General features: G+C 55.2%; 23 protein-coding genes. 12 read left to right on the forward strand and 11 right to left on the reverse strand.

What is annotated here, in order from left to right:
* The first annotated feature begins 37 nt into the window (after positions 1-37).
* The 3 genes from HFD94_RS11505 (at position 38) to HFD94_RS11515 (ending at position 3,294) form a co-directional block, all read left to right on the forward strand.
* On the forward strand, positions 38-799 hold the full coding sequence (locus HFD94_RS11505) for a tRNA-(ms[2]io[6]A)-hydroxylase (protein ID WP_010671789.1): 762 nt from the start codon (positions 38-40) through the stop codon (positions 797-799).
* A gap of 370 nt (positions 800-1,169) precedes the next feature.
* Positions 1,170-2,498 carry a hypothetical protein gene (locus tag HFD94_RS11510; protein ID WP_122889222.1) on the forward strand — a complete coding sequence of 443 codons (1,329 nt, stop codon included), beginning with the start codon at positions 1,170-1,172 and terminating at the stop codon, positions 2,496-2,498.
* Between the two features lie 10 nt (positions 2,499-2,508).
* On the forward strand, positions 2,509-3,294 hold the full coding sequence (locus HFD94_RS11515) for a histidine phosphatase family protein (RefSeq protein WP_010251666.1): 786 nt from the start codon (positions 2,509-2,511) through the stop codon (positions 3,292-3,294).
* On the opposite strand, the gene HFD94_RS11520 is transcribed toward HFD94_RS11515, so the two are convergent.
* A complete protein-coding gene (locus HFD94_RS11520; RefSeq protein WP_010671786.1) occupies positions 3,289-3,789 on the reverse strand; it encodes a GNAT family N-acetyltransferase in 501 nt (166 codons plus the stop codon). The genes HFD94_RS11515 and HFD94_RS11520 overlap by 6 nt on opposite strands.
* 305 nt (positions 3,790-4,094) lie before the next feature.
* On the opposite strand from HFD94_RS11520, the gene HFD94_RS11525 reads away from it, so the two are divergent.
* From HFD94_RS11525 to HFD94_RS11535, 3 genes are read left to right on the forward strand one after another with little or no spacing between them, the layout of a single operon-like run.
* Positions 4,095-4,574 (forward strand): Hcp family type VI secretion system effector, encoded by a 480-nt coding sequence (locus HFD94_RS11525; protein ID WP_010671785.1) that lies wholly within the window; start codon positions 4,095-4,097, stop codon positions 4,572-4,574.
* Between the two features lie 50 nt (positions 4,575-4,624).
* Positions 4,625-4,987, forward strand: coding sequence for a tlde1 domain-containing protein (locus HFD94_RS11530; protein WP_010671784.1), 363 nt, complete (start codon positions 4,625-4,627; stop codon positions 4,985-4,987).
* The gene (locus HFD94_RS11535; RefSeq protein WP_122889225.1) at positions 4,984-5,505 is read left to right on the forward strand and encodes a hypothetical protein; all 522 of its coding nucleotides are present in this window, start codon (positions 4,984-4,986) and stop codon (positions 5,503-5,505) included. The genes HFD94_RS11530 and HFD94_RS11535 overlap by 4 nt, the downstream gene beginning before the upstream one ends.
* 51 nt (positions 5,506-5,556) lie before the next feature.
* On the opposite strand, the gene HFD94_RS11540 is transcribed toward HFD94_RS11535, so the two are convergent.
* From HFD94_RS11540 to pepA, 3 genes are all read right to left on the reverse strand, one after another.
* Entirely contained in the window at positions 5,557-8,412 is a 2,856-nt protein-coding gene (locus tag HFD94_RS11540) for a valine--tRNA ligase (RefSeq protein WP_010671782.1), read from the reverse strand.
* A gap of 5 nt (positions 8,413-8,417) precedes the next feature.
* A complete protein-coding gene (locus HFD94_RS11545) occupies positions 8,418-8,876 on the reverse strand; it encodes a DNA polymerase III subunit chi (protein WP_010251657.1) in 459 nt (152 codons plus the stop codon).
* A gap of 65 nt (positions 8,877-8,941) precedes the next feature.
* A complete protein-coding gene (gene pepA, locus HFD94_RS11550; protein WP_010251654.1) occupies positions 8,942-10,453 on the reverse strand; it encodes a leucyl aminopeptidase in 1,512 nt (503 codons plus the stop codon).
* A 268-nt stretch (positions 10,454-10,721) separates the two neighbouring features.
* Between pepA and lptF the strand changes: the two genes are divergently transcribed.
* Entirely contained in the window at positions 10,722-11,822 is a 1,101-nt protein-coding gene (gene lptF / locus HFD94_RS11555; protein WP_122889226.1) for an LPS export ABC transporter permease LptF, read from the forward strand.
* Complete coding sequence (lptG, locus tag HFD94_RS11560) at positions 11,822-12,898, forward strand: LPS export ABC transporter permease LptG (RefSeq protein WP_010251648.1); 1,077 nt, start codon at positions 11,822-11,824, stop codon at positions 12,896-12,898. Before lptF ends, lptG begins: the two co-directional genes overlap by 1 nt.
* A gap of 148 nt (positions 12,899-13,046) precedes the next feature.
* Here lptG and HFD94_RS11565 read toward each other — a convergent pair whose 3' ends face one another.
* Positions 13,047-13,682 (reverse strand): NADPH-dependent F420 reductase, encoded by a 636-nt coding sequence (locus HFD94_RS11565; RefSeq protein ID WP_122889227.1) that lies wholly within the window; start codon positions 13,680-13,682, stop codon positions 13,047-13,049.
* 101 nt (positions 13,683-13,783) lie between these two features.
* Between HFD94_RS11565 and HFD94_RS11570 the strand changes: the two genes are divergently transcribed.
* Positions 13,784-14,692, forward strand: a complete 909-nt coding sequence (locus HFD94_RS11570) for a LysR family transcriptional regulator (protein WP_167433143.1) — start codon at positions 13,784-13,786, stop codon at positions 14,690-14,692.
* Between the two features lie 8 nt (positions 14,693-14,700).
* On the opposite strand, the gene HFD94_RS11575 is transcribed toward HFD94_RS11570, so the two are convergent.
* From HFD94_RS11575 to HFD94_RS11585, 3 genes are all read right to left on the reverse strand, one after another.
* Positions 14,701-15,981, reverse strand: coding sequence for a DUF445 domain-containing protein (locus HFD94_RS11575; protein WP_122889228.1), 1,281 nt, complete (start codon positions 15,979-15,981; stop codon positions 14,701-14,703).
* A gap of 26 nt (positions 15,982-16,007) precedes the next feature.
* Positions 16,008-17,510 (reverse strand): helicase HerA-like C-terminal domain-containing protein, encoded by a 1,503-nt coding sequence (locus HFD94_RS11580; RefSeq protein WP_061703580.1) that lies wholly within the window; start codon positions 17,508-17,510, stop codon positions 16,008-16,010.
* 119 nt (positions 17,511-17,629) lie between these two features.
* Positions 17,630-19,201, reverse strand: coding sequence for an ABC transporter substrate-binding protein (locus HFD94_RS11585; RefSeq protein ID WP_122889229.1), 1,572 nt, complete (start codon positions 19,199-19,201; stop codon positions 17,630-17,632).
* 689 nt (positions 19,202-19,890) lie between these two features.
* Here HFD94_RS11585 and HFD94_RS11590 point away from each other — a divergent pair.
* Genes HFD94_RS11590 through HFD94_RS11600 form a run of 3 tightly spaced genes read left to right on the forward strand, consistent with a single transcriptional unit; the run spans position 19,891 to position 23,692 of the window.
* Complete coding sequence (locus tag HFD94_RS11590) at positions 19,891-20,619, forward strand: gluconate 2-dehydrogenase subunit 3 family protein (RefSeq protein WP_122889230.1); 729 nt, start codon at positions 19,891-19,893, stop codon at positions 20,617-20,619.
* Between the two features lie 36 nt (positions 20,620-20,655).
* On the forward strand, positions 20,656-22,425 hold the full coding sequence (locus tag HFD94_RS11595; protein WP_122889231.1) for a GMC family oxidoreductase: 1,770 nt from the start codon (positions 20,656-20,658) through the stop codon (positions 22,423-22,425).
* 4 nt (positions 22,426-22,429) lie between these two features.
* Positions 22,430-23,692: a cytochrome c gene (locus HFD94_RS11600; RefSeq protein ID WP_010671773.1), complete on the forward strand. Its 1,263-nt coding sequence runs from the start codon at positions 22,430-22,432 to the stop codon at positions 23,690-23,692.
* 43 nt (positions 23,693-23,735) lie between these two features.
* Here HFD94_RS11600 and HFD94_RS11605 read toward each other — a convergent pair whose 3' ends face one another.
* The 3 genes from HFD94_RS11605 to HFD94_RS11615 form a co-directional block, all read right to left on the reverse strand.
* On the reverse strand, positions 23,736-24,404 hold the full coding sequence (locus HFD94_RS11605; RefSeq protein ID WP_010671772.1) for a MarC family NAAT transporter: 669 nt from the start codon (positions 24,402-24,404) through the stop codon (positions 23,736-23,738).
* Positions 24,405-24,428: 24 nt separating this feature from the next.
* The gene (locus tag HFD94_RS11610) at positions 24,429-25,064 is read right to left on the reverse strand and encodes a hypothetical protein (protein WP_010251615.1); all 636 of its coding nucleotides are present in this window, start codon (positions 25,062-25,064) and stop codon (positions 24,429-24,431) included.
* A 132-nt stretch (positions 25,065-25,196) separates the two neighbouring features.
* A complete protein-coding gene (locus HFD94_RS11615; protein WP_122889232.1) occupies positions 25,197-25,706 on the reverse strand; it encodes a DUF2501 domain-containing protein in 510 nt (169 codons plus the stop codon).
* Positions 25,707-25,851: the final 145 nt, after the last annotated feature.

Genomic DNA, 25,851 nt, shown 5'->3' on the forward strand with positions numbered 1-25,851 from the left:
TTCTCCGCCTGTCACCCCTGCCACCTGTTTTAACATCATGAACTACGCACCCTTACTTGAACCTATCTATCAGTTTCTGCACTGCCGCACGCCACAGGCCTGGATTGATGAGGCGCGCAAGCCGGAAAATCTGACCCTGCTGTTAACCGACCATCTGGTGTGCGAACTGAAAGCCGCGCAGACCGCGGTGTGGTTGATCCGCAAATATGTTGCCGACAAACCCAGTGGCGACGCCATTCTGGCGTGGCTGAAACCTTATGAAGATTTTATCTTCCGCGAAGATGGCGACAGCGACTTTATCAACGCCCATAAGAACCTGACAAAACGTATCATCGTGCGCAATGCGCTGCCGTGGGCGGATGAGCTGGTGGAGAAGATGGTGCTGCTGATTAAAGAGGAGCTGCATCACTTCTATCAGGTGTGGGAAATTATGCAGTCGCGCGGGCTGGTCTATCAGAAGATCACCTCCAGCCGCTATGCCAAATCGCTGCTGCGCGAAGTCACCACCCATGAACCGGAAACGCTGGTGGATAAGCTGATATGCGGCGCTTACATCGAGGCGCGCTCCTGCGAGCGTTTCGCCAGTCTGGCACCTTATCTTGATGACGAACTGGCGAAGTTCTATCTGTCGCTGTTGCGCTCAGAGGCGCGGCATTATCAGGACTATTTAACCCTGGCGGCGCAGATTGCCACCAGAGATATCACGCCGCGGGTGCAGGTGATTGGGGCAACAGAAGGGCGGTTAATTAGCGAACCCGACAACGAATTACGCTTTCACAGCGGCGTACCGGCGTTCTGATTAGAGTAAACGGCGCTCTTACGATGGCCGTTTATTTTTTATATTGAACCGGGTTGATTTTATTAATAATAAAAAGATAAGTATTAACTGTTAATCTAATATGAACGCGTTACCTCCGAAAAATATAATTTGAGTGACCCCTCACAAAATATTTTATCTCTTCTGTTTTTTCTTTGCGGAATAACTATAGTGTTCTTGCCGGATTAGGATTGTTATTTTTCAAGCAAAACCTGATTCATAACGCCTCTTTGCCAGAGAGGGTTGTGAATCAGGTTTTTTTTTGCACCGGCTATAGCCGGGGAAAAGAATCAGCGACTTTTTTCGCCCGGCCAGTTTTGCTAATAAGCATTTAATGGAAGGAGTCATTAACATGAGGGGAAAGCGCGGTATTCCGTTATTTATTTTACTGTTTTTGCAGCCACCTGGCGCATGGGCTGACTTTTCCGACGCATTATCGTTCTCTGACAATGCTTTCCTGCGTGATTCGCAACTCGATCTCAGACTGCGTAATCACTGGAAGTATCTCAAGGAAAATGAAGCGCAGCCTGCCGCTGTTCATAATGCCTGGGGACAGGCGGCAAGCCTGAATTTTCTTTCCGGCTATCAGTGGGACTGGCTGGGTTTCGATGCAACCTATACCCGAGCGATCAGGCTGGGAGCCAGCGACTACTTTGCCACGCGCGGCCTGCTTTACGACAGCGGCGGTCATCAGCAAAAAGCTGACGCGCACGGCTTCAGCAAGTTTGGTGAACGCTATCTGAAAGTGAAGCTGGGGGACGCGAATGCGGGATTTAAAGGAAAAGCGGGCTGGCAGGAGTTAAAAAACATCGGCGTGCTGACCACCACGGACCGCTTGTCACGCAACAGTTACTCAGGCTATAGCGGCGCGCTGAACGTGCAGAAGATACGGCTGGATTTGGCTTACGTGACCAAAACGCTTCGCCACGACTCGCCGGAGAGTCTTGCCCTGCAAACCCAGGACCGACGAAAAATTAATGCGATCTATACCGGCGCACTGAGCTATACCGGTGATCGCGGACGTCTCGCCTACGCATTTGGCGAAGCGGAAGCCTACCAGCGGCGTCATGTTATCGAAGCGAATTATTCGCTCTCGCCGGACTGGCGCTTGTCCTCTCAAATTTATGGCAGTCAGGGGCTGGAAAATTATAAAAGCATGGCGGCCAGCAAAAGATCGTACGATAACCACGCGTGGCACTATGTCGGTGAAGCAGACTGGATTAACGACAGATGGACACAGAAATTCGCTGCCGCCTGGACTTCGGCACCCAAACATAATGCGGTGGGATATTATGTGCGCCCGCTGACAAAAAATACCCGTGGGCGTTTCAACGCCCTGACCTCTGCCGGAAAAGATTATACCCGTGATAAAGAACTGGCGCTGGTGTCGCAGACGGAATTTGAAATTTCAAAAGGCATTTTTAGCGGATTTCAGATTAACTATGGACAGTTTAATTATCGTAATACGCGTATACGTTCGGGGGAAGTCGCGCTCATAAACCGCTTCATCGAACCCCATCCGGTCCTGAAGGATTTATCGGTCTTTACGCTATTCGGTTATGGCTGGTCATATAAGAATAATAAAGAAACCCCGGTTTTTAATGCGCAAGGGAAATATATGCGTTCTCCCAGCCTTTCTGCAGAGATCGCGGTTGAATATAAATTAAATCTGTTCAGATAAGGAAAATACGATGAAAAGAATTTTTAAAGCGTTGCTGATTCTTATTGTGGTTGGGGCTGTCGCAGGCGAAGCCTTTGCCGCCGATGTCACTCTCTACGTTACGCGGCATGGTAAAACGATGTTCAACACGGTGCATCGCGCGCAGGGATGGGCAGATACTCCGCTAACGCCAGCGGGGGTAGAGGTGGCGCAAAAGCTGGGACGCGGTCTGCAGACGATCCCGTTTATCGCCGTCTGGTCCAGCGATGCTGGCAGAGCGAGAGAAACCGCGCAGCTTGTGATGCAGGCATGGAAAACGCCGCTGCCGCTGAACGAACGCCGGGAATTGCGGGAAGTGGGCTTTGGCCTGTATGAGGGCGATCTGAATAATAATATGTTGAACGATGCCGCCCATCAGTTGGGATTTGCATCCGATACGGCGCTAATGGAGGCCTATGGCAAAGGCAAGGTTCATGTCGACAGGATCATAGACGCTATCCGGCAGGCGGAAGCGTCAGGCACGCCGGCACTGAGAGGCATTAAATCAGCAGGCATGGCCGAAAGCTACCAGCAGGTTGCGAAGCGAATGGTCGATAGTCTGACTGAGATAGCGCAGCAGGCCCGGCAGCAGGGCGGCGGTAACGTTCTGGTGGTCACGCATGGCCTGGCGATTACAGCGCTACTGCAGGCGCTTGGCGATACGTCGTTAAACCAGACGCTGGACAATGCGAGCGTAACCCGGCTGCGCTATACCGACAGCGGAGAGTTCGTGATTGAATCCATCAACGATATGAGTTACGTAGAGCGCGGCTTATAACTTCCGCAACATACGCACTTCGCAGTCGACATGGCCTGTGCAGCCCATCGCGCTATCGATATGCTCAAAGCCGAGTGACTCATAAAGTTTAATAGCCCGCGTCAGGCTGGCGGTGGTTTCCAGATAGCAGCGACGGAAACCGTGGCTGCGTGCATGTTCTATCGCCCGCAGCGCCAGTTCGCGAGCCAGACCCTGACCGCGCACCTCTGGTAGAAAGTACATCTTTTGCAGTTCGCAGATATCGGGCGCGCTGCAGGCGAGCGGCGCAACACCGCCGCCGCCGACCACCTTGCCCTGATACTCAACAATCCAGTAGGCGCTCTGTTCGGCACTGTAGAGCTCAAACAGCTGGTCGAGCTGCGGATCGGAAACGGTGTAGCCCTTGTCAGCCGTCAGGCCGAACTCCGCGGAAACGTCGCGGATCACCTGGGCGATATGCGGATTATCGGCGGCAGTAATCGGCCGCACCTGGAGGTGCTGAGAGTCAGAAATCATGTGGGAGTTGAGCTATGTAAATCGGTTAGACATTTACCAGAAGTAACATTATCGTCATGTAAAAGCAATATTCCTGACAATGCAGGGAGGCTTTAAAAGCGTCATGTTTTTTAATGTCACTTGAAAATCTGTTTTATCATTTATACCTTACTATGTTCAGTAATAAGGAATTGTTTCTATCTTCTGGTCTTAATAGTGCTGATTACTTCACAATCAATTTGTTTGTCTTAATTGATGTGAATCAAAAATGCTGACTGCTACTCCTGTAAGTTAATACCTTTAACGCTAATTAAAGGATTGATTTCATGGCAATTCCAGCTTACCTATGGCTGAAAGATGATGGTGGCGCAGATATCAAAGGATCAGTTGACGTCCAACATCGAGAAGGAAGTATTGAAGTACTTAGTTTCATGCATGGTTTGAGCATACCGGTCGATCCTCACACCGGTAAACTCACAGGGACGCGTGTTCATAGTGCATTAGAATTCGAAAAAGAATTCGACTCATCCAGCCCTTATCTCTATAAAGCAGTCTCCTCCGGGCAAACACTCAGGTCAGCTGAAATAAAATGGTACCGTATTAATCACGCTGGCCAGGAAGAGGAGTACTTCAATATGTTCATTGAAGGAGTGAAAGTGGTGTCGGTTAATCCACTCATGCATAACATCAAATCCATTGAAAATATGAACCATCTTGAGTCAGTAACGCTGCGCTACGAAAAAATCACCTGGAAATACTGTGATGGCAATATTCAGCACTCCGATTCATGGAAGGAACGCACATAATTCAACTATCAATGGCGCAGCAATTCTGTGAGTCATTTTAAGGAGCGTGTATGACATGGGTCTATGACGTCAGAAAGCGATCTTTTACACGAGATGGTGTCTATAAATTCGATGCGTTATATGCCGGGGCTGAAGGATATAAAGACGATCCTGCATTAGCATGTGAGGTGAACAAAGGTCCTTTGCCAGCAGGAAAGTATAAGATTGCCAGTCCTATGGCAAAGCATCCTACAGCCGGACGGTTTGTTCTCCGTCTTATACCTTATGCGGGTAACAATATGTGTGGTCGCGCCGGATTTCTTATTCATGGAGATAACGGCTTTGGTACCGCTTCGAATGGCTGTATTGTCGCGTCTTTCAATGTAAGAAAAAGTATTGCGGATAGCGGCGACAGGGAGTTAATAGTGAAATGAAATGGCTCATTATTTTGCTATTAGCATTGTTTTCCGTCTCCTGTTCATCAGGAAGGTTCAATTCTGCAGAACATGTTTTGTCAGATAAAGTGATTACGGCATCCCGCAATAACGACAGCAGTTCACTTTCAGATGCTGATTATGACAAGATAACAGAATATCTTTCTCAGGGCCGGACACGCTGGATTGAACTTTACCCCATTCTTAATCGATCGCCATTCTTAGGCGCAACCTCTTTTCAGGAAGGTCTGGACATCGCGATGGCCTATGCCTTACCTGAAAATCCTGGCGCGGTAATGAAATACGTTAATCAAGGCAATGTTAATAAGCTATGCGGCATGCCATTTATTGAGCCGACTCCGGATGAAACAGATGCGTACTTTTTAAAAGCCCGCACGGCGCTTACTCAGTTAACGTCAGAAAGTGACCCGGAAAAAAGATGCCTGTCTGTATTAGAAAAGAGTCATGATCATCTTGCTGCTGAAACAAGGACGGGAAGGGTGTCATCGAAAAAATGATATAAAAAACCCCGCGCGAGAGCGCGGGGTTTTTTCAGCGCGAGGAATCAATCAGAGCGCCGCAATGACCGCCTGCTGTTCAATCAGTTTTGCTTTTGATTGTTGCAGGTCCGCTACGCGTTCGCGCTCTTTCGCCACCACCGCTTCCGGGGCGCGCGAAACAAAGCCTTCGTTCGCCAGCTTGGTCTCGATCTTCTCGATTTCCACATCCAGCTTAACCAGCTCTTTCGCCAGACGCTCCAGCTCAGCGGTTTTATCCACCAGATCCGCCATCGGGATCAGCAGCTCTGCGCCTTCAACCAGTTTGGTCACAGACACCGGACCTTTCTCGCCCGCAGGCAGAATGGTCAGGCTTTCCAGACGCGCCAGGCGCGACAGGAAGTTGCGGTTAGCTTCAACGCGACGCAGTGCCGCAGGCGAGCAGTCACGCAGCAGCACATCCAGCGGCTTGCTCAGTGCGATGTTCATCTCGGCACGGATATTACGCACCGCCACGATCGCCTGCTTCATCCACTCGATGTCCGCTTTCGCTTCGGCATCTTCTTTCGCCGCATCGTACTGCGGGAAAGGCTGCAGCATGATGGTGTCGTCGCTGATATTTTTCAGCCCCTTCACGCGCTGCCAGATGGTTTCAGTGATAAACGGAATGATCGGATGCGCCAGACGCAGCAGCGCTTCCAGTACGTGAACCAGCGTATGACGGGTGCCACGCAGTTCAGATTCACTGCCGCTGTTCATGACCGGCTTGGTCAGCTCCAGATACCAGTCGCAGAACTGGTTCCAGGTGAAGTCATACAGCAGGTTAGCCGCGATATCGAAACGGTAGCTATCCAGCGCTTCACGGTACGCTTTCACCGTGTTGTTGAACTCGGTCAGGATCCAGCGATCTGCCAGCGACAGCGTCATTTCGCCGCCATTCTGTCCGCAATCCTGCTCTTCGGTGTTCATCAGCACAAAGCGGCTGGCGTTCCACAGCTTGTTACAGAAGTTGCGATAGCCTTCCAGTCGCTTCATGTCCCAGTTGATGTCGCGACCGGTAGAGGCCAGCGCCGCCAGGGTGAAACGCAGCGCATCGGTGCCTGATGGCTCGATGCCGTCCGGGAACTGCTTCTCGGTACGTTTGCGGATTTTCTCCGCCAGCTGTGGCTGCATCATGTTGCCGGTGCGTTTTTCCAGCAGCGCTTCCAGTGAAATGCCGTCGACCATATCCAGCGGGTCAATCACGTTGCCCTTGGATTTCGACATCTTCTGACCTTCTTCATCACGGATCAGACCGGTCATGTAGACGGTTTTAAACGGTACCTGTGGTTTGCCGTTTTCATCTTTGATGAAGTGCATGGTCAGCATGATCATGCGGGCAATCCAGAAGAAGATGATGTCGAAGCCGCTGACCAGCACGCTGGTCGGATGGAAAGTACGCAGCGCTTCGGTGTTTTCCGGCCAGCCCAGGGTGGAGAAGGTCCACAGACCTGAGGAGAACCAGGTATCCAGCACGTCATCATCCTGACGCAACGCGACGTCGGCGGCCAGGTTGTTCTCAGCCCGCACTTCGTCTTCGGTGCGACCGACATAGACGTTACCGTTGTCGTCATACCACGCCGGGATGCGGTGACCCCACCAGAGCTGACGGGAGATACACCAGTCCTGAATATCGCGCATCCAGGAGAAGTACATGTTTTCGTACTGCTTCGGTACAAACTGGATGTCGCCGTTTTCAACGGCTTCAACCGCGACTTTCGCCAGCGGTGCGGTACGCACATACCACTGGTCAGTCAGCATCGGCTCGATAACCACGCCGCCACGGTCGCCGTAAGGCACGGTCAGATCGTGGGGTTTGATCTCTTCAAGCAGGCCGAGTTCATCGACAGCGGCAACAATCGCTTTGCGCGCCGCGAAGCGTTCCATGTTCTGGAAAGCCGCCGGGATCTCATCGGAACAGGCATCGCTGGCTTCGCCATTGGTGTCATACACCTGAGCACGGTCGCGGATATCGCCGTCGAAGGTCAGGATGTTGATCATCGGCAGTTTGTGACGACGGCCGACTTCATAGTCGTTGAAGTCATGCGCCGGGGTGATCTTGACGCAGCCGGTGCCTTTTTCCATGTCGGCATGTTCGTCGCCAACGATAGGGATCAGGCGGCCAACCAGCGGCAGCATCACAAATTTGCCGATCAGATCTTTGTAACGTGGATCTTCCGGGTTAACGGCGACGCCGGTATCACCCAGCAGGGTTTCCGGACGCGTGGTGGCGACCACCAGGTAATCTTTGCCGTCGGCGGTTTTTGCGCCGTCAGCCAGTGGATAGCGGATATGCCACATCGAGCCTTTGCTCTCGCGGTTTTCCACTTCCAAATCGGAGATTGCGGTACGCAGTTTTGGATCCCAGTTCACCAGGCGTTTGCCACGGTAGATCAGGTTCTCTTTATAGAGGCGAACAAACACCTCTTTCACGGCGTTGGAAAGGCCATCGTCCATGGTGAAGCGCTCGCGCTCCCAGTCGACGGAGTTGCCCAGACGGCGCATCTGGCGGGTGATGGTGCCGCCGGACTCTGCTTTCCACTGCCAGATTTTGTCGATGAACGCATCACGGCCATAGTCCTGGCGCGTCTTGCCCTCTTCAGCCGCAATTTTGCGCTCAACTACCATCTGCGTGGCGATGCCCGCGTGGTCAGTACCGGCCTGCCACAGGGTATTTTTCCCCTGCATGCGCTGGTAACGGATCATGGTGTCCATGATGGTTTGCTGGAAGGCGTGACCCATGTGCAAGCTACCGGTGACGTTCGGCGGCGGGATCATGATGCAAAAGCTTTCCTGGCTGGTATCGCCATTCGGTTTGAAGTAGCCCTGCTTTTCCCAATGCTCGTAAAGCGGCTGCTCGATATCTTGCGGGTTATATGTCTTTTCCATTTCTGCTATGTCGTTTGCGGCTGTGGTGGCGCTGCCGTATTCAATTGGAATCCAACGCTGCGATACGCTTTATAGCGGTCGCGCGCCAGTTGTTTGAGCGTGTCTTCGTAAGGAACGAAGTCTATCACTTCATGGAAAGCAGTAGCAAAATCTGCGAAGTGGGGCAGCAGGCTAATCAGCAGGTCGCGCGGTGAACTGCCGCGACGCTGTGGCCATGCCAGCTCAACCGGCGCACCGTAGCGCGGGCCTTCACCCGCCAGGTTATGCGGCACGAAGGCGTTTGCCGGTCGTTGCCACAGCGCTTCGTCGAGACGAATGGCTTGCTGTTCATCTTCGCAGGCGATCAACACCCGCTTTCCGGCCCGCCAGCGTGTTTCCGCCAGATTGCACACCAGCGCTTCAACGGCGCTAAGGCCATCGCTCGTTGCATCGGTTTCCAGCACGTAGAAGGTTGCGTTTTTCATCGGTTTGCTCATCAGAAGATCAAGGGCGGAATGATATCCGCCCTTGCTGTCAGAAAAGAGGGCGCTTAATCGTCGCCGTTCAATCCTGCCCGATTCAACAGAAATTGCGACAGCATCGGCACCGGACGTCCGGTGGCGCCTTTGGCCTTGCCGGAGCGCCAGGCGGTACCGGCGATATCCAGGTGTGCCCAGTTATATTTGCGGGCAAAGCGTGCCAGGAAGCAGGCGGCGGTAATCGCGCCGCCGGGACGGCCACCAATGTTCGCCATATCGGCAAAGTTGGACTCCAGCTGCTCCTGGAACTCATCCGCCATCGGCAGACGCCAGGCGCGATCGCCTGACTGCTCCGAGGCGCTGATCAGCTCATGCGCCAGCGGATTGTGGTTCGACAGCAGGCCGCTGATGTGATGACCCAGCGCAATCACGCAGGCACCGGTCAGCGTCGCGACGTCAATCACCACTTCCGGATCGAAACGTTCAACATAGGTCAGCGCATCGCACAGGACCAGGCGGCCTTCGGCATCGGTGTTCAGCACCTCAACCGTCTGGCCAGACATGGTGGTCAGCACGTCGCCCGGACGCATCGACCGGCCATCCGGCATGTTTTCACAGCCCGCCAGCACGCCAACCACGTTCAGCGGCAGATTCAGCTCTGCCACCATACGCATCACGCCATAGACGGCGGCCGCGCCGCACATGTCATACTTCATTTCGTCCATGCTGTCGGCAGGCTTGATGGAGATGCCGCCGGAGTCAAAGGTCAGCCCTTTGCCCACCAGCACAATCGGACGTGCTTCCGCATCCGGATTGCCTTTGTACTCAATTACCGACATCAGCGATTCGTTTTGCGAACCGGCCCCGACAGCGAGATAGGCGTTCATGCCCAGCTCTTTCATCTGCTGTTCGCCGATGACGCGGGTGGTGACATTTTTGCTGAAGGCATCCGCCAGCTGACGCGCCTGTGACGCCAGATAGGCGGCGTTACAGATATTAGGTGGCATGTTGCCGAGATCTTTAGCCGCTTTCATACCGGCCGCGACTGCTAATCCATGCTGGATCGCCCGTTCGCCGCTGGTCAGTTCACGGCGGGTCGGCACGTTAAAGACCAGCTTGCGCAGCGGACGACGTGGTTCCGCTTTGTTACTTTTCAGCTGGTCAAAGTTGTAGAGCGCCTCTTTGGAGGTCTCTACTGCCTGACGCACTTTCCAGTAGGTGTTGCGGCCTTTGACATGCAGCTCGGTCAGGAAGCAGACCGCTTCCATTGAGCCGGTGTCGTTGAGCGTGTTAATGGTTTTCTGAATGACCTGCTTGTACTGGCGTTCATCCAGCTCACGCTCTTTACCGCAGCCAATCAGCAGAATACGCTCGGACAGGATATTTGGCACATGATGCAGCAGCAGTGTCTGGCCCACTTTTCCTTCCAGCTCGCCGCGGCGCAGCAGGGCGCTGATGTAGCCGTCGCTGATTTTATCCAGTTGCTCGGCAATCGGTGACAGACGACGCGGTTCGAAAACGCCAACGACAATGCAGGCACTGCGCTGTTTTTCCGGGCTTCCGCTTTTTACACTGAACTCCATGCACTCTCCTGAATCTTAAAGACAACGGCCGCTGCTGCCGCTAGAATGTAGCGCGCTCATGACCCATTTATTCATCGTCGCAGCATGACATTCTGCTGCTGGAGGTCATAATGAATCAGGGTGACAAGATGTTGTTTTTTCACCACCCGGACGCGTTTTTCATACAAATTTAGCTACGGCGACGGCCATTGATGAAGAAAAATGGCTGATAAGCGTTGAAACTAGCGATTTTCCTGCAAAAAGACAAGTTTTCACAGGCGTACTAAGCGTGATCATCATTAGATATCTGGTTCGGGAAACGCTCAAAAGCCAGCTGGCTATCCTGTTTATCCTGCTACTCATCTTCTTTTGTCAGAAGTTAGTCAGGATCCTGGGTGCCGCGGTGGATGGCGAAGTGCCGACAAACCTCGTTCTGACCTTGTTAGGACTCGGTGTGCCTCAAATGGCACAACTTATACTGCCCTTAAGTCTGTTTCTGGCGATCCTGATGACGCTGGGGCGGCTCTACACGGAAAGTGAAATTACCGTGATGCATGCCTGCGGCCTGAGTAAGACCGTCCTGGTGAAAGCAGCGATGGTGCTGATGCTGTTTACCTCGATAGTGGCGGCCGTGAACGTCATCTGGCTGGGGCCATGGTCATCCCGCTATCAGGATGAGGTGACGCAGAACGCCAAAGCGAACCCGGGCGCGGCAGCAATGGCCGCCGGACAGTTCCAGACCTCCAGTGACGGCAGCGCCGTACTGTTTGTCGAGGATGTGAAGGGCAACAACTTTGGTAACGTGTTCCTGGCGCAGTTACGGCCAAAGGGTAACGCGCGACCGTCGGTGGTGCTGGCTGACAGCGGTCACATGGAGCAGCATAAAGATGGCTCGCAGGTGGTGACGCTGGATAAAGGCACCCGTTTTGAGGGCACCGCTCTGCTGCGTGATTTCCGTATCACCGACTTCACCAATTATCAGGCCATCGTAGGCTATAAAGCGGCAACGCTCGATCCTAACGATGCAGAACAGGCAAGCCTGACCGACCTGTTCGCGAATAAGACACCTGAGTTTCAGGCCGAGCTGCACTGGCGTCTGACGCTGGTGTTCTCGGTGCTGGTGATGGCGCTGATGGTGGTGCCGCTCAGCGTGGTGAACCCACGTCAGGGGCGCGTGCTGTCGATGCTGCCCGCCATGATGCTCTATCTGATTTTCTTCCTGTTGCAGAGCTCGCTGAAGTCGAGCGGCGCGAAAGGGCGGCTCGATCCGGCGCTCTGGATGTGGGTGGTGAATATCAGCTATCTGGTGCTGGCGGTGCTCCTTAACCTGTGGGATACGGTGCCGATGCGTCGGATTCGCGCCCGCTTTACCCGCGGAGGGTCGGTCTGATGTTTCGCGTACTTGACCGCTATATCGGTAAAACCATTTTCAATACCATTATGCTGACGCTGTTCATGCTGGTGTCGCTTTCCGGCATCATCAAGTTCGTCGATCAGCTGCGCAAGACCGGACAGGGCAGCTACAACGCGCTGAGCGCCGGTTACTACACGCTTCTTAGCGTACCGAAAGATATTGAGATCTTTTTCCCGATGGCGGCTCTGTTGGGCGCACTGCTGGGACTGGGCGCGCTGGCGCAGCGCAGTGAACTGGTGGTGATGCAGGCGGCGGGCTTTACCCGCATGCAGGTTGCGCTGTCAGTGATGAAAACGGCGATTCCGCTGGTGTTGCTGACCATGGCGATTGGCGAGTTTGTTGCGCCCTCGGGCGAGCAGATGGCGCGTAACTACCGGGCGCAGCAGCTTTACGGTGGCGCACTTGTGTCGACGCAGAACGGTCTGTGGGCGAAAGATGGCAATAGCTTTATCTTTATCGAGCGCATTAAAGGCGACAACGAAATTGATGGCGTGAGCATCTACAGCTTTAACGATCAGCGTCGTCTGCAGAGTGTGCGTTACGCGGCGACGGCGACCTGGGATGCGGCTAAGAAGCGCTGGATACTGTCGCAGGTTGATGAGTCTAACCTGACCGATCCTAAGCAGATTACCGGTTCACAGAGTCTGAGTGGCGAGTGGAAAACCAATCTGACGCCGGACAAGCTGGGTGTGGTTGCGCTGGATCCTGACGCGTTATCGATTCGCGGTCTGCATAGCTACAGCAAATATCTGAAGCAGAGCGGCCAGGAATCGGGACGTTATCAGCTGAATATGTGGAGCAAAATCTTCCAGCCGCTGTCGGTGGCGGTGATGATGCTGATGGCGCTGTCGTTTATCTTTGGTCCGCTGCGTAGCGTGTCGATGGGTGTGCGTGTGGTAACCGGTATCAGCTTTGGTTTCCTGTTCTACGTGCTGGACCAGATTTTCGGTCCGCTGAGTCTGGTTTACGGTCTGCCGCCGATTCTGGGGGCGATTCTGCCGAGTTTTGCGTTCTTCGCTATCAGTATGTTTATGTTGATTAAGCGGCGCTAAGCGCAATGAATGCAGTAAAAGAAAAGGCCGCGCAAGCGGCCTTTTTTGTGACCGGTGTTCAGGCTCAGGGCAGGCTTCCATCGCTTTACGTTTGGTCTCCGTCTGGAAGATGCGGTTTCAGCGGCTTTATTCTGCGCTGATGCCCTGTTTATGCGGAGTGCCGGGTCGTCTCTTTCAGTGTCCTGGTGAGTTGCTCTCTGTTCAGGGCTACGCAATAGGCGGGCGTCGCACGCTCGAAACGCCAGCCTTCCGCTAATGCTCCCGCATCCACCGCATCAAATCCAAAAACTTCATATAATGCCGTGGCGGTCGCTTTCCCTTCGCTATCATCCCCCGCCAGCGGTAACGCCTGCCGGTTGGCATCGCCCGGCGGCAGGCCCTGCGTTTCAAGATCGGTCATGCGGATAGCATTGAATGCCTTGGTGACGCGGCTGTCAGGAAGCAGGCGGGCAAGCCGTTCACTGGTGCTGATGCGGCCATTGAGCAGCTCTTCAATTTCGCCATCGCGGTCGGGATAGTAATTGACCGCATCAAGCACGATTTTTCCCCGCAATTCTGTGGCCGGAAGTTGTTCCGTTGCCGTGAGCGGCACGGCAATCACCGCCACGTCGCCGAACTCTGCGGCCTCGGTGGCGGTGCCGGTTTCACAGCCAATCATCGGCTTCAGGCTGAACAGCGTTCGTGGATCGCGCGAGTTGCTGAGCATCACCTGATGTCCCGCCTGAATCGCCAGTTTTGCAATCGCCCGGCCAACAAAGCCTGCGCCGATAATGCCTATTTTCATACGTTTCTCCTCGATGAGTTTCACGCACTGACCTTAATTAAAAACAGGAGGTGAATAAATCGACAAACAGACGCAATATAAACAACCAACAGGAGGGAATCATGGATCGGCTTACCAGCATGAACGTGTTTGTTACCGTCGCGGAATCGGGCTCGTTTGCCGCCGCAGCCGGGCATTTGCAAATCTCACCGCAGATGGTGGCGAAGCATATCGCCATGCTGGAGAAGCATCTCGGTACGCTGCTTCTGCATCGCACCACCCGACGACAAAGCCTGACGGATGTGGGCCGCAACTATTACGAACGCTGCAAAATCGTGCTGGCAGAGGTGCAGGAAGCGGATGCGATCGCGCTGGATATGCAGCAGCGGCCGTCCGGTACGCTGAAGGTCAGCGCCCCGGTCACGTTTGGTTCTTTTAGCCTGGCACCGTTTGTGACCCGCTATCTTGACCGGTTTCCGGAAACGCAGGTCGATCTTGAACTCAGCGATCGGCTGGTCGATCCGTTTGAAGAGGGTTATGAAGTGGTGATCCGGATTGGTGCGCTGGCGGACAGTTCGATCATCGCCCATCCACTGCAGCCCTACCGGCTGATAGCCTGCGCGTCGCCAGCCTATCTGGCGCGGCACGGTGTTCCCGCCACGCCAGCAGAGCTGGTGAACCACGCCTGTCTCGTTTATGGCATCTGGTCGCCATCAAAACCCTGCCGCTGGGTATTCAGCCAGGCCGGTAAGGTTGAAGAGGTACATCCGCAGGGGCGCATGCGGTCGAATGACTGGAAAGCGCTCCTGCATGCGGCGCTGGAGGGTTATGGCATTACTCTGGGGCCGGCTACCATTCTCTCTGAAGAGATCAGACAGGGCCGGCTGGTCCAGGTGCTGCCCGATTATGCCGGGCCAGCACGACCCATGCATGTGCTGATCCCGGCGGGTCGCCGCCAGACGGTGAGAATCCGCAGCTTTGTTAGCGCCATTATCACCGAGTTTGGCCTCTATCCACCCCAATCCGGCTAACCAGGCGGTTATCCGCTCAGCAGCGGGAGTAACTGGGGCAGCTGCGACAACAGGTAGAGGATCAGCCCGATGGTGCCGCCAACCAGCGTGCCGTTGATGCGGATAAACTGCAGGTCTTTGCCGATATTGAGTTCGATCTGCTGCGACATGTCGCGTGCATCCCAGCTCTTCACGGTGTCGCTGATGTGGCGCGTCAGGAAGCCAGCAAACTCTGGCGCAACGCTGCGTGCGGCCTGTTCAAGATGCTGATTCATCGAGTCACGCAGCGCCGGGTCGGCCGCCAGGGTTTCTCCCAGCCACAAGGCTGCACCGCGCACTTTCTCCTGCACCCGTGAGTCATCACTGCTGAGATCCGCTTTGAGCCAGTTGCGCATATCATTCCACAGCTCGCCGATGTAGCGGTTAAACGAGGCATCTTCTTTCAGCCAGCCTTTGATCTCCTCGGCACGTTCAGCCATCTCCGGGTCGTTCTGCAGTTTAACGATCAGTTTGTCGACCGCCCGATTGAAGCCGAGGCGTAGCTCATGGCCCTGATCCAGCGCCACATCATCCAGCAGGGAATCGACCGCGTTTGCCACCAGCTCGGCGCTGTGCTCGCCCAGCCATTCGGTCGGCAACATTTTGGCTTTGATCGGATGCTCGCGTTTGAGCCAGCGCACCAGCTGCATGGCAATAAACTCGCGGGTACTGGGCTTGTGCAGCAGCTTCAGCAGTTGTTCGATTGCCGCGTCCAGCAGCGCCTGATGACGGTTGTTTTTCGTCAGGCTCTCCAGCAGCAGGGCGCTGGTCTGGCTGAGATCGACCTTGTCGATGGCGCGATGTACTGCGCGGCGCATGAAGGTCTGGATCCGCGCATCATCGGTCAGATCAAGGAAGCCGCGCATGACCTGCAGCAGATGACGTCCGATGCGGTCAGCATTGCCTGGCGCATTCAGCCATTGCGCCAGCAGGTTGGAAGGATCGTGACGGCGAATCAGATTGAGCAGCGAGTCGGTATCAAGAAACTTCTCCTGCACAAAGCGACCGAGGTTTTCACCGATACGATCTTTGTTGCGCGGAATGATGGCGGTATGACGCGAGATAAAGGGCACCGGCACGCGCCGGAACAGTGCGACCACCGCGAACCAGTCCGCCAGCGCGCCGACCATCGCAGCTTCCGCAATCGCTTTTATGCCGCTGACCCAGAAGCCGGGCGGCAGAAAAAGCGTAACGATAAAGGTAATTGCAGCCAGCAGTAACAGCAGCAGCGCCAGACGTTTCGTCCGTTTCAGTTCGTGTTGTTTATCCATATCCTGATCTTAGCAGAGAGCCGGTTTCATCGGCGACGACCACCCAGCAGGCTGCCGAGTACGCCGCGGATGATCTGATTGGTAATCTGGCGCGTGGCGCTTTTCGCCATGGTCTGTACCACGCCATCGTGCTTGCCGCCGCGCGGGCCGGTTCGGCCAAACAGGATCTCTTTCAGCCCGCCGAGAATGCCGTTATCTACCGCGACGTCGTCGCCTTTCGCCGGGGGCGCACTGGCCTGATCGCTGGCGGCCTGAAACCCTTTTTGCAGCTTCTCAAACGCCGATTCGCGATCAACTTCGCTGTCATATTTGCCATAGAGCGGTGAATGGTTGATCAGCCCGTTGCGTTCATCGCCTGTGACCGGACCCATACGTGAGCCGGGCGCAATGACCATGGCGCGTTCTACCACCGACGGGCTGCCTTTGGTATCCAGGAAGGAGATCAGGGCTTCGCCGGTGCCCAGCGCCTGAATCGCCTCGACGCTGTCAAACGCTGGGTTGGCGCGCAGGGTATCGGCGGCGGTTTTTACCGCTTTCTGATCTTTGGGGGTGAAGGCGCGCAGGGCGTGCTGAACGCGGTTGCCGAGCTGGCCCAGCACCCGATCGGGAATATCCGCCGGGTTCTGGGTGACGAACCAGACGCCGACCCCTTTGGAGCGGATCAGCCGCATGACCTGTTCTATTTTCTCCAGCAGCACCGGCGGCGCGTCGGTAAACAGCAGGTGCGCCTCATCAAAGAAAAACACCAGCTTTGGCTGATCGAGATCGCCCGCTTCCGGCAGATGCTCATAAAGCTCCGAAAGCAGCCACAGCAGGCTGGTGGCGTAGAGTTTCGGCATCTGGTAGAGCTTCTCAGCAGAGAGGATGTTGATGACGCCTTTGCCGTTGCTGTCGACACGCATCCAGTCGGCAATATCCAGCATCGGTTCACCAAAGAAGTGCTCCGCGCCCTGTTGCTCCAGCGTCAGTAACCCGCGCTGGATGGCGCCGACCGAGGCGCTGTTGATATTGCCGTAGTGGGTCTGGAAGCTTTTGGCGTTGTCACCGATGTATTGGGTCATGGCGCGCAGATCTTTGAAGTCCAGCAGCAGCAAACCCTGATCATCGGCGATGCGGAAAATAATCTGCAATACGCCACTCTGCACCTCATTCAGATTCAGCAGTCGCGCCAGCAGCAGCGGCCCGAGATCGGAGACGGTGGCGCGAACCGGATGACCTTTCTCGCCGAAGATATCCCACAGCACCACCGGATTACTCTGCGGCTGCCAGTCGGTGACGCCGATTTTCGCCAGCCTCTCCTGCAGTTTTTCGCTGGACTGGCCAGCCATCGCCACGCCGGTCAAATCGCCTTTAACGTCAGCCATAAAGACCGGCACGCCGCTGGCGGAGAACGATTCAGCCAGTTTCTGCAGCGTAACGGTTTTACCGGTGCCGGTCGCGCCGGTGATCAGGCCGTGGCGGTTGGCCATTTGCGGCAACAGATGAAGTTCGACGTCTGGCGTACGGGCAATCAGTAGCGGGGAAGTCATGATTTCCACTCTCAGGCATTGGGTTATGCCTGAAGGATAGCAAGCCGGAGCGGCACAGGAGGAGAACTATTCACCAAAAAAAGGCCGCTGCCCGAAGAGCAGCGGCCTGCAACAGTGGTTTACTTCTGCACCTCTTCAAAATTGAGCAGGCTGACCCCGATGCCCTGCTGCAGGTGACTGAGGTTGCTGCGCACCGCCACCTGGGTTGCGCCCTGTAACAGCATGACAAACGGCGAATCCTGCTGGATGCGGGTTTGCAGCCCGGTGTAGAGGTTGCGACGTTTCACCGCATCGCTCTCTCCGGCGGCGGCGCGGGTCTGTGCACTCAGCTCCGGAATCGTCCAGCCGACGCGCCACGCCAGGGTTTTGCCGCCGCCCGGCACGTTATAGGCAAAGGTGCTGGCATTGGTATTGGGATCGATGTAGTCCGCGCCCCAGTAAGTAAAGATGGCCTGGAAGTCCTGGCTGCGCATTTTGCTCCACAGCTCCGATTCCGCCACCGGTTGGATATCAAGCTGCACATCCGCTTTGGCAAAGCTGGCCTGCAGTGCCTGCGCCACATCAATGTAAGGTGGCTGGTTCACCACCGTCAGCGCGATATGGGTGCCAGGTTTGATGCCACCTTTTTGCAGTATCGCCTGCGCCTTTTTCAGATCGTAATGGAATGGTGTCGTGTTCAGCGCACCATCGAAGCCGTCCGGCAGGAAGCTCTGATGAATGCGGTACTGACCTTTCAGCAGCTGGTTCGCCAGGCTGTCATAGTCAACCAGCCAGCGCGCCGCCTGCCACAACGCCGGATTCCCCAGCGCCGGTTGCTGCGGGCTTTGGGTGTTAAAGCCCAGGTAGTAAACCAGGCTGGAAGGGAAGGCATCAATACGCACATTGGCGGTGTTCTTCAGCGCGGTAATCTGATCCGGGCCGAGCTGATAGGCGACATCCACATCACCCTGCTGGATCAGCAGACGGCGGCTGCCCGGATCGGCCACACCTTTCAGCAATACCCGCTTCAGATGCGGCTTCCGGATGCTGTTGGGATTGGCTTCCAGCACCAGCGCCTGCAGCGGGACAAACTGTTTGATGGCATAGGCGGCGCTGCCGGCGGAGTGCACCTTCAGCCAGCTATTGCCGTAATCGTTGTTGCTGGCGTGCTGCTGCGCCAGTTTGCTGTCGACGATGGAGGAGACTGGCGCGGTCAGCAGGCGCAGCGCCAGATCGCTGCCGATCTCCGCTGGCCAGCGCAGTTCAAGCTGGTGGTCATTAATTACCGTGAACTGCTGATCGATGTTTTCTGGCGTCCAGCCAAATTCACCCAGAATAAAAGAGGGCGCTTTATTGAGTTTTACTGCACGGGTTAATGAGAAGACCACATCCTGTGCGGTCACGGGATGACCACTGGCGAAGCGGGCCTGCGGATTAAGATCAAACACCAGGCTATGAGGCGTTTTGCCTGCCTGCCAGCGCGTGGCAGCCAGCGGCGAGAGCTGCTGCGGATTCTGATGATCCGGCTCCAGCAGCGTCTGGTAGATATTGCGCAGGCTACTGTTGCTGACGGTCTCAAAACTTTCCGCCGGGTCGAAACTGATGATGCCATCAAGCGGAACGGCAATTACCAGCGTGTCGCCAGGCGTGGCGGCGTGTGCCGGGTGAACCAGTGCCAGAGCCGTAAACAGGGACAAGAGTGTTTTTCGCATGGAGGGTTATCCTGAGTCGTTGATAGCTCTACTCTATCGGGCGCCGGATAATCTCCAAATGCGGGTTTCTTATGAGCTTTGCACAATTATTAGCGTAGTCATTCAGGCAAAGAGACAAAATAAGATAATGACGGTCAGTAATTATTTTATTGTCATTTTACAGCGGGCGGAATAAAGCCGGTTTTACTCAGCCGATCACAAATTGCGCACAGTCTGATTGTATGACTATCAAAGTCACTATAGTGTTAACGGTGAGAATCATTCTCTTGTATGGAAGTATGATATTTTTTTATCGGTTATCTGGCGTGATGATGACAGAGCGAAAATAATAACCCTCATTCCTGCGTTAAAAGAGTTAAATACCCGATGTTTATGCGGTTTTACCCCCGATTCCCGCGCTGTAAATCTTTTACCTCTCCGCAACCCTTTCGCAACACCATGATAAACTTTTACTAAGACACATCTTAAATTCAATTTTTACATCCAGACATATTTATATCCCTAAGATTGCCAGGTTATTAACCGATAAGTTCCGTTAGTCACCGAACCATAATTCTACCTGCCCTTGTCTGTTCTGCCGTCGTCTGTGCCGCGTGCGTTGATCTCTGCGGGGAATTTTCCGCCTGCACTCAGCCTTTCAGCTTCATAACAAATAAAGCGGGTATTTAGCAGATGAGAGTCGTGCGGATATGCTTTTAGAAAAACCCACCACCAGGCGTAAATTTTTGCTCGGTTCACTGCTGGCGTTGCCATTAAGTGAACTGGTCTTCAAAGGCATTACTGCGGCACAGGCGGCAGAGATGGCCGCACCGGAGTTAGCCGATTACAAACCGATCTTTTTTAGTGCCGATGAGTGGCAGTTTATCCTGGCCGCCACTGACCGTTTGATTCCGGCAGGCGGCAAAGGCAAAGCGCCGGGCGCGCTGGAAACTAACGTGCCGATCTTTATCGATCAGCAGCTGCACAGCGAAGCGTTTGGCAGCGAAATCTACATGCAGGGGCCGTTCAATACGCAGGCGCCCGCAACCATGGGTTACCAGATCCCGTTCCGCCCACAGCAGATGTATCAGACCGGTATCCGGCTGATTAATCAGTGGTCGCAGAACACCCATCAGAAAGCGTTTCATGCGCTGACGCTGGAAGAGAAAGATGCGGTGCTGACCCAGGTAAACAAAAACGAGATCGACTTTGCTGCACTGGGCGAAGCCGATCTTAAGCCTGCGCATCTCTTCAGCCAGCTGCTTTCCGATACCAAGCATGGCTACCTTGCTGACCCGATGTACGGCGGTAATAAAGGCATGAAAGCCTGGATCGCCATCGGCTTCCCCGGCGCGCGTGCCAGCTTCACCGAATGGGTGAAACAGCACAACGTTCCTTATCCGCTGGGTCCGGTCAGTGTGAAGGGCGAACGCGCGTAGGGCGCGTCCACATCAGGTATTTGAAACAGGATTATCATGGCACAGGTTACTAAAAAAGAAGTCGACGTCGTGGTCTGCGGCCTCGGCTGGGCAGGCTCGCTGATGAGCATCGAGCTGGCACTGGCAGGTCTGGATGTGCGCGCCCTTGAGCGCGGCGGCGATCGCGATTATGACGAGTTCGCCTACCCGAAACCGGCGGATGAATACGCCTATGCGGTGCGCAATAAAGTGTTTGCCACCCCCGCCGAAGTGGCGGTCACCGTCCGCTACAACAGCAGCCAGACGGCATTGCCAACCCGTAAATGGGGTGCGTTTGCACCGGGCACCGGCGTAGGCGGTTCCGGTCTGCACTGGACGGCGGTACTGATCCGTCCGACACCAACCGATATCAAACTGAAGACCTATGTCGACGAGGCTTACAAGCCGGGCATTCTGCAGGATGATATGCGGGTGATGGACTTCCCGTTCAACTGGGAAGAGATCGAACCTTACTACTATAAATTCGAACTGATTTGCGGCCAGTCGGGTAACACCGGCAACCTGCGCGGCAAAATTCTGGAAGGCGGCGATCCGTTTGAAGGCCCGCGTTCTGAGCCTTATCCGCTGCCTGCGCTGGATGACACGCTGAACAACGTGATGTTCAAAGAGGTGGCGACCAAACTCGGTTACCATCCGTTCCCGAACCCGTCGGCCTGTGTGTCGCGTGCGTGGAAAAACCCGTACGGCAACCAGATCGCGCCGTGCAACTACTGCGGCTACTGCAGTAAATATCCCTGCCTGAACTACTCCAAAGCGTCGCCGCAGACCGCCGTAATGGATTCACTGAAGCGTATGCCGAACTTCTCCTATGAAGTGAATGCGGAAGTGATCAAGGTCGTGCTGAACGATGATAAGAAAACCGCAAAAGGCGTGATCTACATCGATGCACAGGGCAACGAGTGCTTCCAGCCAGCGAAAATCGTGGTGCTGAGCAGCTTCCAGCTCTACAACGTGCGTCTGATGCTGCTCTCCGGCATCGGCAAGCCTTACAACCCGATTACCGAAGAAGGTGTGGTAGGGCGTAACTACGCGTTCCTGTCCAACGGCGGCGCGACGCTGTTCTTCAAAGATAAAAACTTCAATCCGTACGCTACGGCGGGCGCGACCGGCCAGATGTTCAACGACATCTCGCCAGGCAACTTCGACGGCCCATCACTCGGCTTCCTGGGTGGCGCGAAGATCCACAGCTCACAGGCGACCGGTACGCCGATCAGCACCGCGCTGCCAAAAGGCACGCCGACCTGGGGCATGGGATACAAGGAAGGTCTGGAGGAGTGGTACGGTCATTCGATGAAGATCAGCATCACCACCACCTGTCAGTCTTACCGCGATATCTATCTGGATCTCGATCCGAACTACAACGATCACCGTGGCCTGCCACTGCTGCGCATGACCTTCAACTGGAAAGAGAATGAGCTGAAACTTCAGCAGCACCTGAAAGGCATCGTCGGCAATATCGCGAAAGAGCTGAACCCTGACAGCATGAGCATGAGCTTCCTGCCAATGGGCGCGGATTTCGATCTGACCAAATATGTCTCTACCCACAACGTGGGCGGTGCCGTAATGGGCGATAACCCGAAAACCTCGGCGCTGAACAAGTATCTGCAGAGCTGGGACGTGCATAACGTCTTTGTGCCGGGCGGTAACGCTTTCCCGCAGAACTTCCAGGCGAACCCGACCGATACCATCGGTGCGATCACCCTGATGGCGGCACAGGCGATCAAAGATCAGTATCTGAAAAATCCCGGCCCACTGGTACAGGCATAAGCGCATGAATAAGCTGAAACTGAAATCTTTTATCTTTGCCAACGCGGTGCTGTTAGCCAGCGGATTTGCGCTGCCAGTTCACGCCGAAGATGAAGCGCAACTGATTAAGCAGGGCGAATATCTCTCGCGGCTGGGCGACTGCATGGCGTGCCACTCACTGCCTGGCAAGCCTGACTATTCCGGCGGGCTGGCGATTGAGTCGAACCTTGGCACCATCTTCTCCACCAACATCACGCCCGATAAGCAGCACGGCATCGGCAACTACAGCGAGCAGCAGTTCTCTGACGCGGTGCGCAAAGGGGTATTACCGGACGGTTCGCATCTCTATCCGGCGATGCCTTATCCTGATTACGCCAAAATCAGTGATGCCGACATCCACGCGCTTTACGTCTACTTCATGAAAGGCGTGCAGCCAAGTGCAGAACAGCCGCCGGAAACCGATCTGAGCTTCCCGTTCAGCCAGCGCTGGGGCATGCGTTTCTGGAACTGGGCGTTCGCCTCGGATAAGCCGTTCCAGCCGATTGGTGGCGCTTCTGAAGAGGTTAACCGCGGTGCCTATATCGTGGAGAGTCTGGGCCACTGCGGCAGCTGCCATACGCCGCGCGGTCTGGGCATGAACGAGAAAGCGCTGGATAGCGGTGACGATAAATTCCTGGCAGGCGGCAGCCTGAATAACTGGGATGTGCCGTCACTGCGTGGCCTGCCACGCTGGAGCGAGCAGGAAGTGGTGGACTACCTGCAGACCGGCCGTAACGATAAAGCGGCGGTGGGCGGCGAGATGACCTCGGTGATTGAGCACAGCAGCTCACACATGACCGACGCCGATCTGAAAGCCATCGCGGCCTACCTGAAGTTCCTGGGCGGCAACCCGCCATTGCAGGCGTACAACGTGCAGGCGCAGCAGGCAACGGAAGCGAAGCTGACCGCGGCGAAGAACCTGAGCGAAGGCGAGCGTCTCTATCTGGATAACTGCGGTGCCTGTCACTTCGTGACCGGCAAAGGCGCCCCGGGGATCTTCCCGGAGCTGGATCAGGCGACGATCGTCAATGCCAAGGATCCAACCGGTCTGATCCACACCATCCTGGCCGGCGCACAGCAGCCTTCCACTGCGAAGGCCCCGTCGAAACTGGCGATGCCAGGCTTTGGTCAGCGTCTGAGTGATGAAGAGGTGGCGCAGCTGGCGACCTTTATTCGTCAGGGCTGGAGCAACACCGCGCCAGCGGTGAGCAAAGATCAGGTTGCTGAAGTGCGTAAAACGCTGAAGTAATCGAGCTTTCCCCTCTGCCCGTCAGGAGAGGGGAAATCCCGGATTAGTGAAAGGTGCGCACCACTTCCAGCACGCCGTTAATGATAAACTGCACGCCCATACAGACCAGTAAAAATCCCATCAGGCGCGATATCGCCTCAATGCCGCTTTTACCCACCAGCTTCATGATGGCACCCGAACTGCGCAGTGAAATCCACAGGATCAGACTCACCAGCAGGAAGATCAGCACTGGCGCGACGGTGATGACCCAGGCCGGAAAGTCGACGCCGCTTCTTACCGTCGAGGCAGAGGAGATGATCATCGCAATGGTACCCGGCCCGGCCGTACTCGGCATCGCCAGCGGCACAAAGGCGATATTCACCGGCTCTTTGGCTTCATCCAGCTCATCCAGTTTCTGCTTTGCTTCGACAGAATGGCCGGCAGGTTTAGCCGGAAACAGCATCCGAAAACCGATAAAAGCGACGATCAGGCCGCCCGCCATGCGCAGGCCAGGAATGGAGATGCCGAAGGTATTCAGCACCGCGCTGCCCGCATACCACGCCACCATCATGATGGCGAAGACATAGATTGAAGCCTGGCGCGCCTGTCGGTTGCGCTCCTGGAAGTTCATCTCACCCGCCAGCCCCAGGAACAGCGCCACGGTGGTGAGTGGATTGGCGAGCGGCAGGATCACCACCAGCCCCAGGCTGACTGCTTTAATTAACTCCAGCATGACAAATCGCCTTTTCCGTGGTGATTAGTGCTTCGGACGCTCCAGCGCCTCAAGCAGTTCAGGGAAGAAGTCCTGCAGGATTTCAGGCGTCATCAGTTCGGGATACTGCATCAGATGTTCGCGGATACGCTCGTTGATGTCCGGCAGCAGACGCTGGGCCGCAGCGCTGGCGGTGATTTTGTGCTTCTTCATGGCGCGCAGCAGATCGCCTGGCAGCGCGTCTTCATCGTCGGCGTCATCCACCATCTCCAGCGCGTCCAGCTCGTCGAACATCTCCATCAGCGCTTCGGTCTGTGGCGTGCGCGACTCATATTCACGCGGATGTTCATCTTCCAGGAAGCGCAGCATGGCGCGCATTGGCGTGCCGTCTGGCGTGGAAGGCGGCTCGGTAGCGAACCAGCTCAGCAGCTGATGCATGGTGACCTGGTGGACGCGAAAGCCGCTGTCGACCAGCTCATCGGCCAGCAGCTCGGCGGTTTCGTTTTCAATCACGCAGATGTGAGTACGTTTGGGTTCGTACTGCTCCAGCCACTGGTAGATCTCTTCAATCACGCCATCGTCATACTCGAATTTTTTGGTGACATAGCTGTCGTCCTGTTCGTGAACGCAGGCCTGAATCTGATCGGGGTCGAAGTAAAGTGCGATGTTGATGCCTTTCATGCGTGCTGTCCTGTAGAAATCAAAACAACACTATAGCGCTCAACCCCAGGTTAAGGGAATGTCAGGCGTCACAGCATGGGGGGCGTTTAACGCTCCCCTCAGAGCAGAGAGGGGAGAGAGAAGGGAAGGAGATCAGGAGATAAAGTTTTTGCCCTGCTTCAGCACCACGTCACAGGCTTTGGTTTTCAGCTTCTCACCCATCGGCGAGTTGCTCAGGCTTTGCAGATTCAACTGCTGGCCGTTACCGGTATTCAGCAGACCGGCCACGCCCTGGGTGTAGTCGGTTTTCTGTTCCTGCGAGGTGGTGGTGTTCAGACCGAGCTTGCTCAGCACCTGATCTTTGACCGACTGCACATTGTTTTTCACCACGTTATGTTCGACACAGTACTGCATCACACCGGCGGCGTTGGTCATGCTGTTGGCGCTGACCGCTTTATCGCCGCCGCCCAGCATGCTGGTAATGGTAGAAAGCGACATGCCGCCATTCTGCTGCGTGGTGCCGGTGGTGCTGCCATTGTTCTGCTGGCTGAGCTGCGATGCTGCACTGCTCAGCTGATCCTGCCAGCTTGCCGCTGATGCACTGCCTGCGACCAGAAGTGCCGCCAGTCCCCATCCCCACGCACTGCGTTGTGCTTGCTTCATTTCAACCTCGGTATGTGCTTATTCAGTTTTCCTAAGAAAGGCTGACGGGCAGAAAGTTCCTGACTTCCTTTTATAAAAAGCGTCTTAAATAGCACTTTGGGAATCTTCTGTAATAAGAGCGATAAAATATTCAGATGCTTGTGGG

This window comes from Pantoea sp. EKM20T (genome assembly GCF_011800485.1).
GTDB classification, from domain to species: domain Bacteria; phylum Pseudomonadota; class Gammaproteobacteria; order Enterobacterales; family Enterobacteriaceae; genus Pantoea; species Pantoea agglomerans.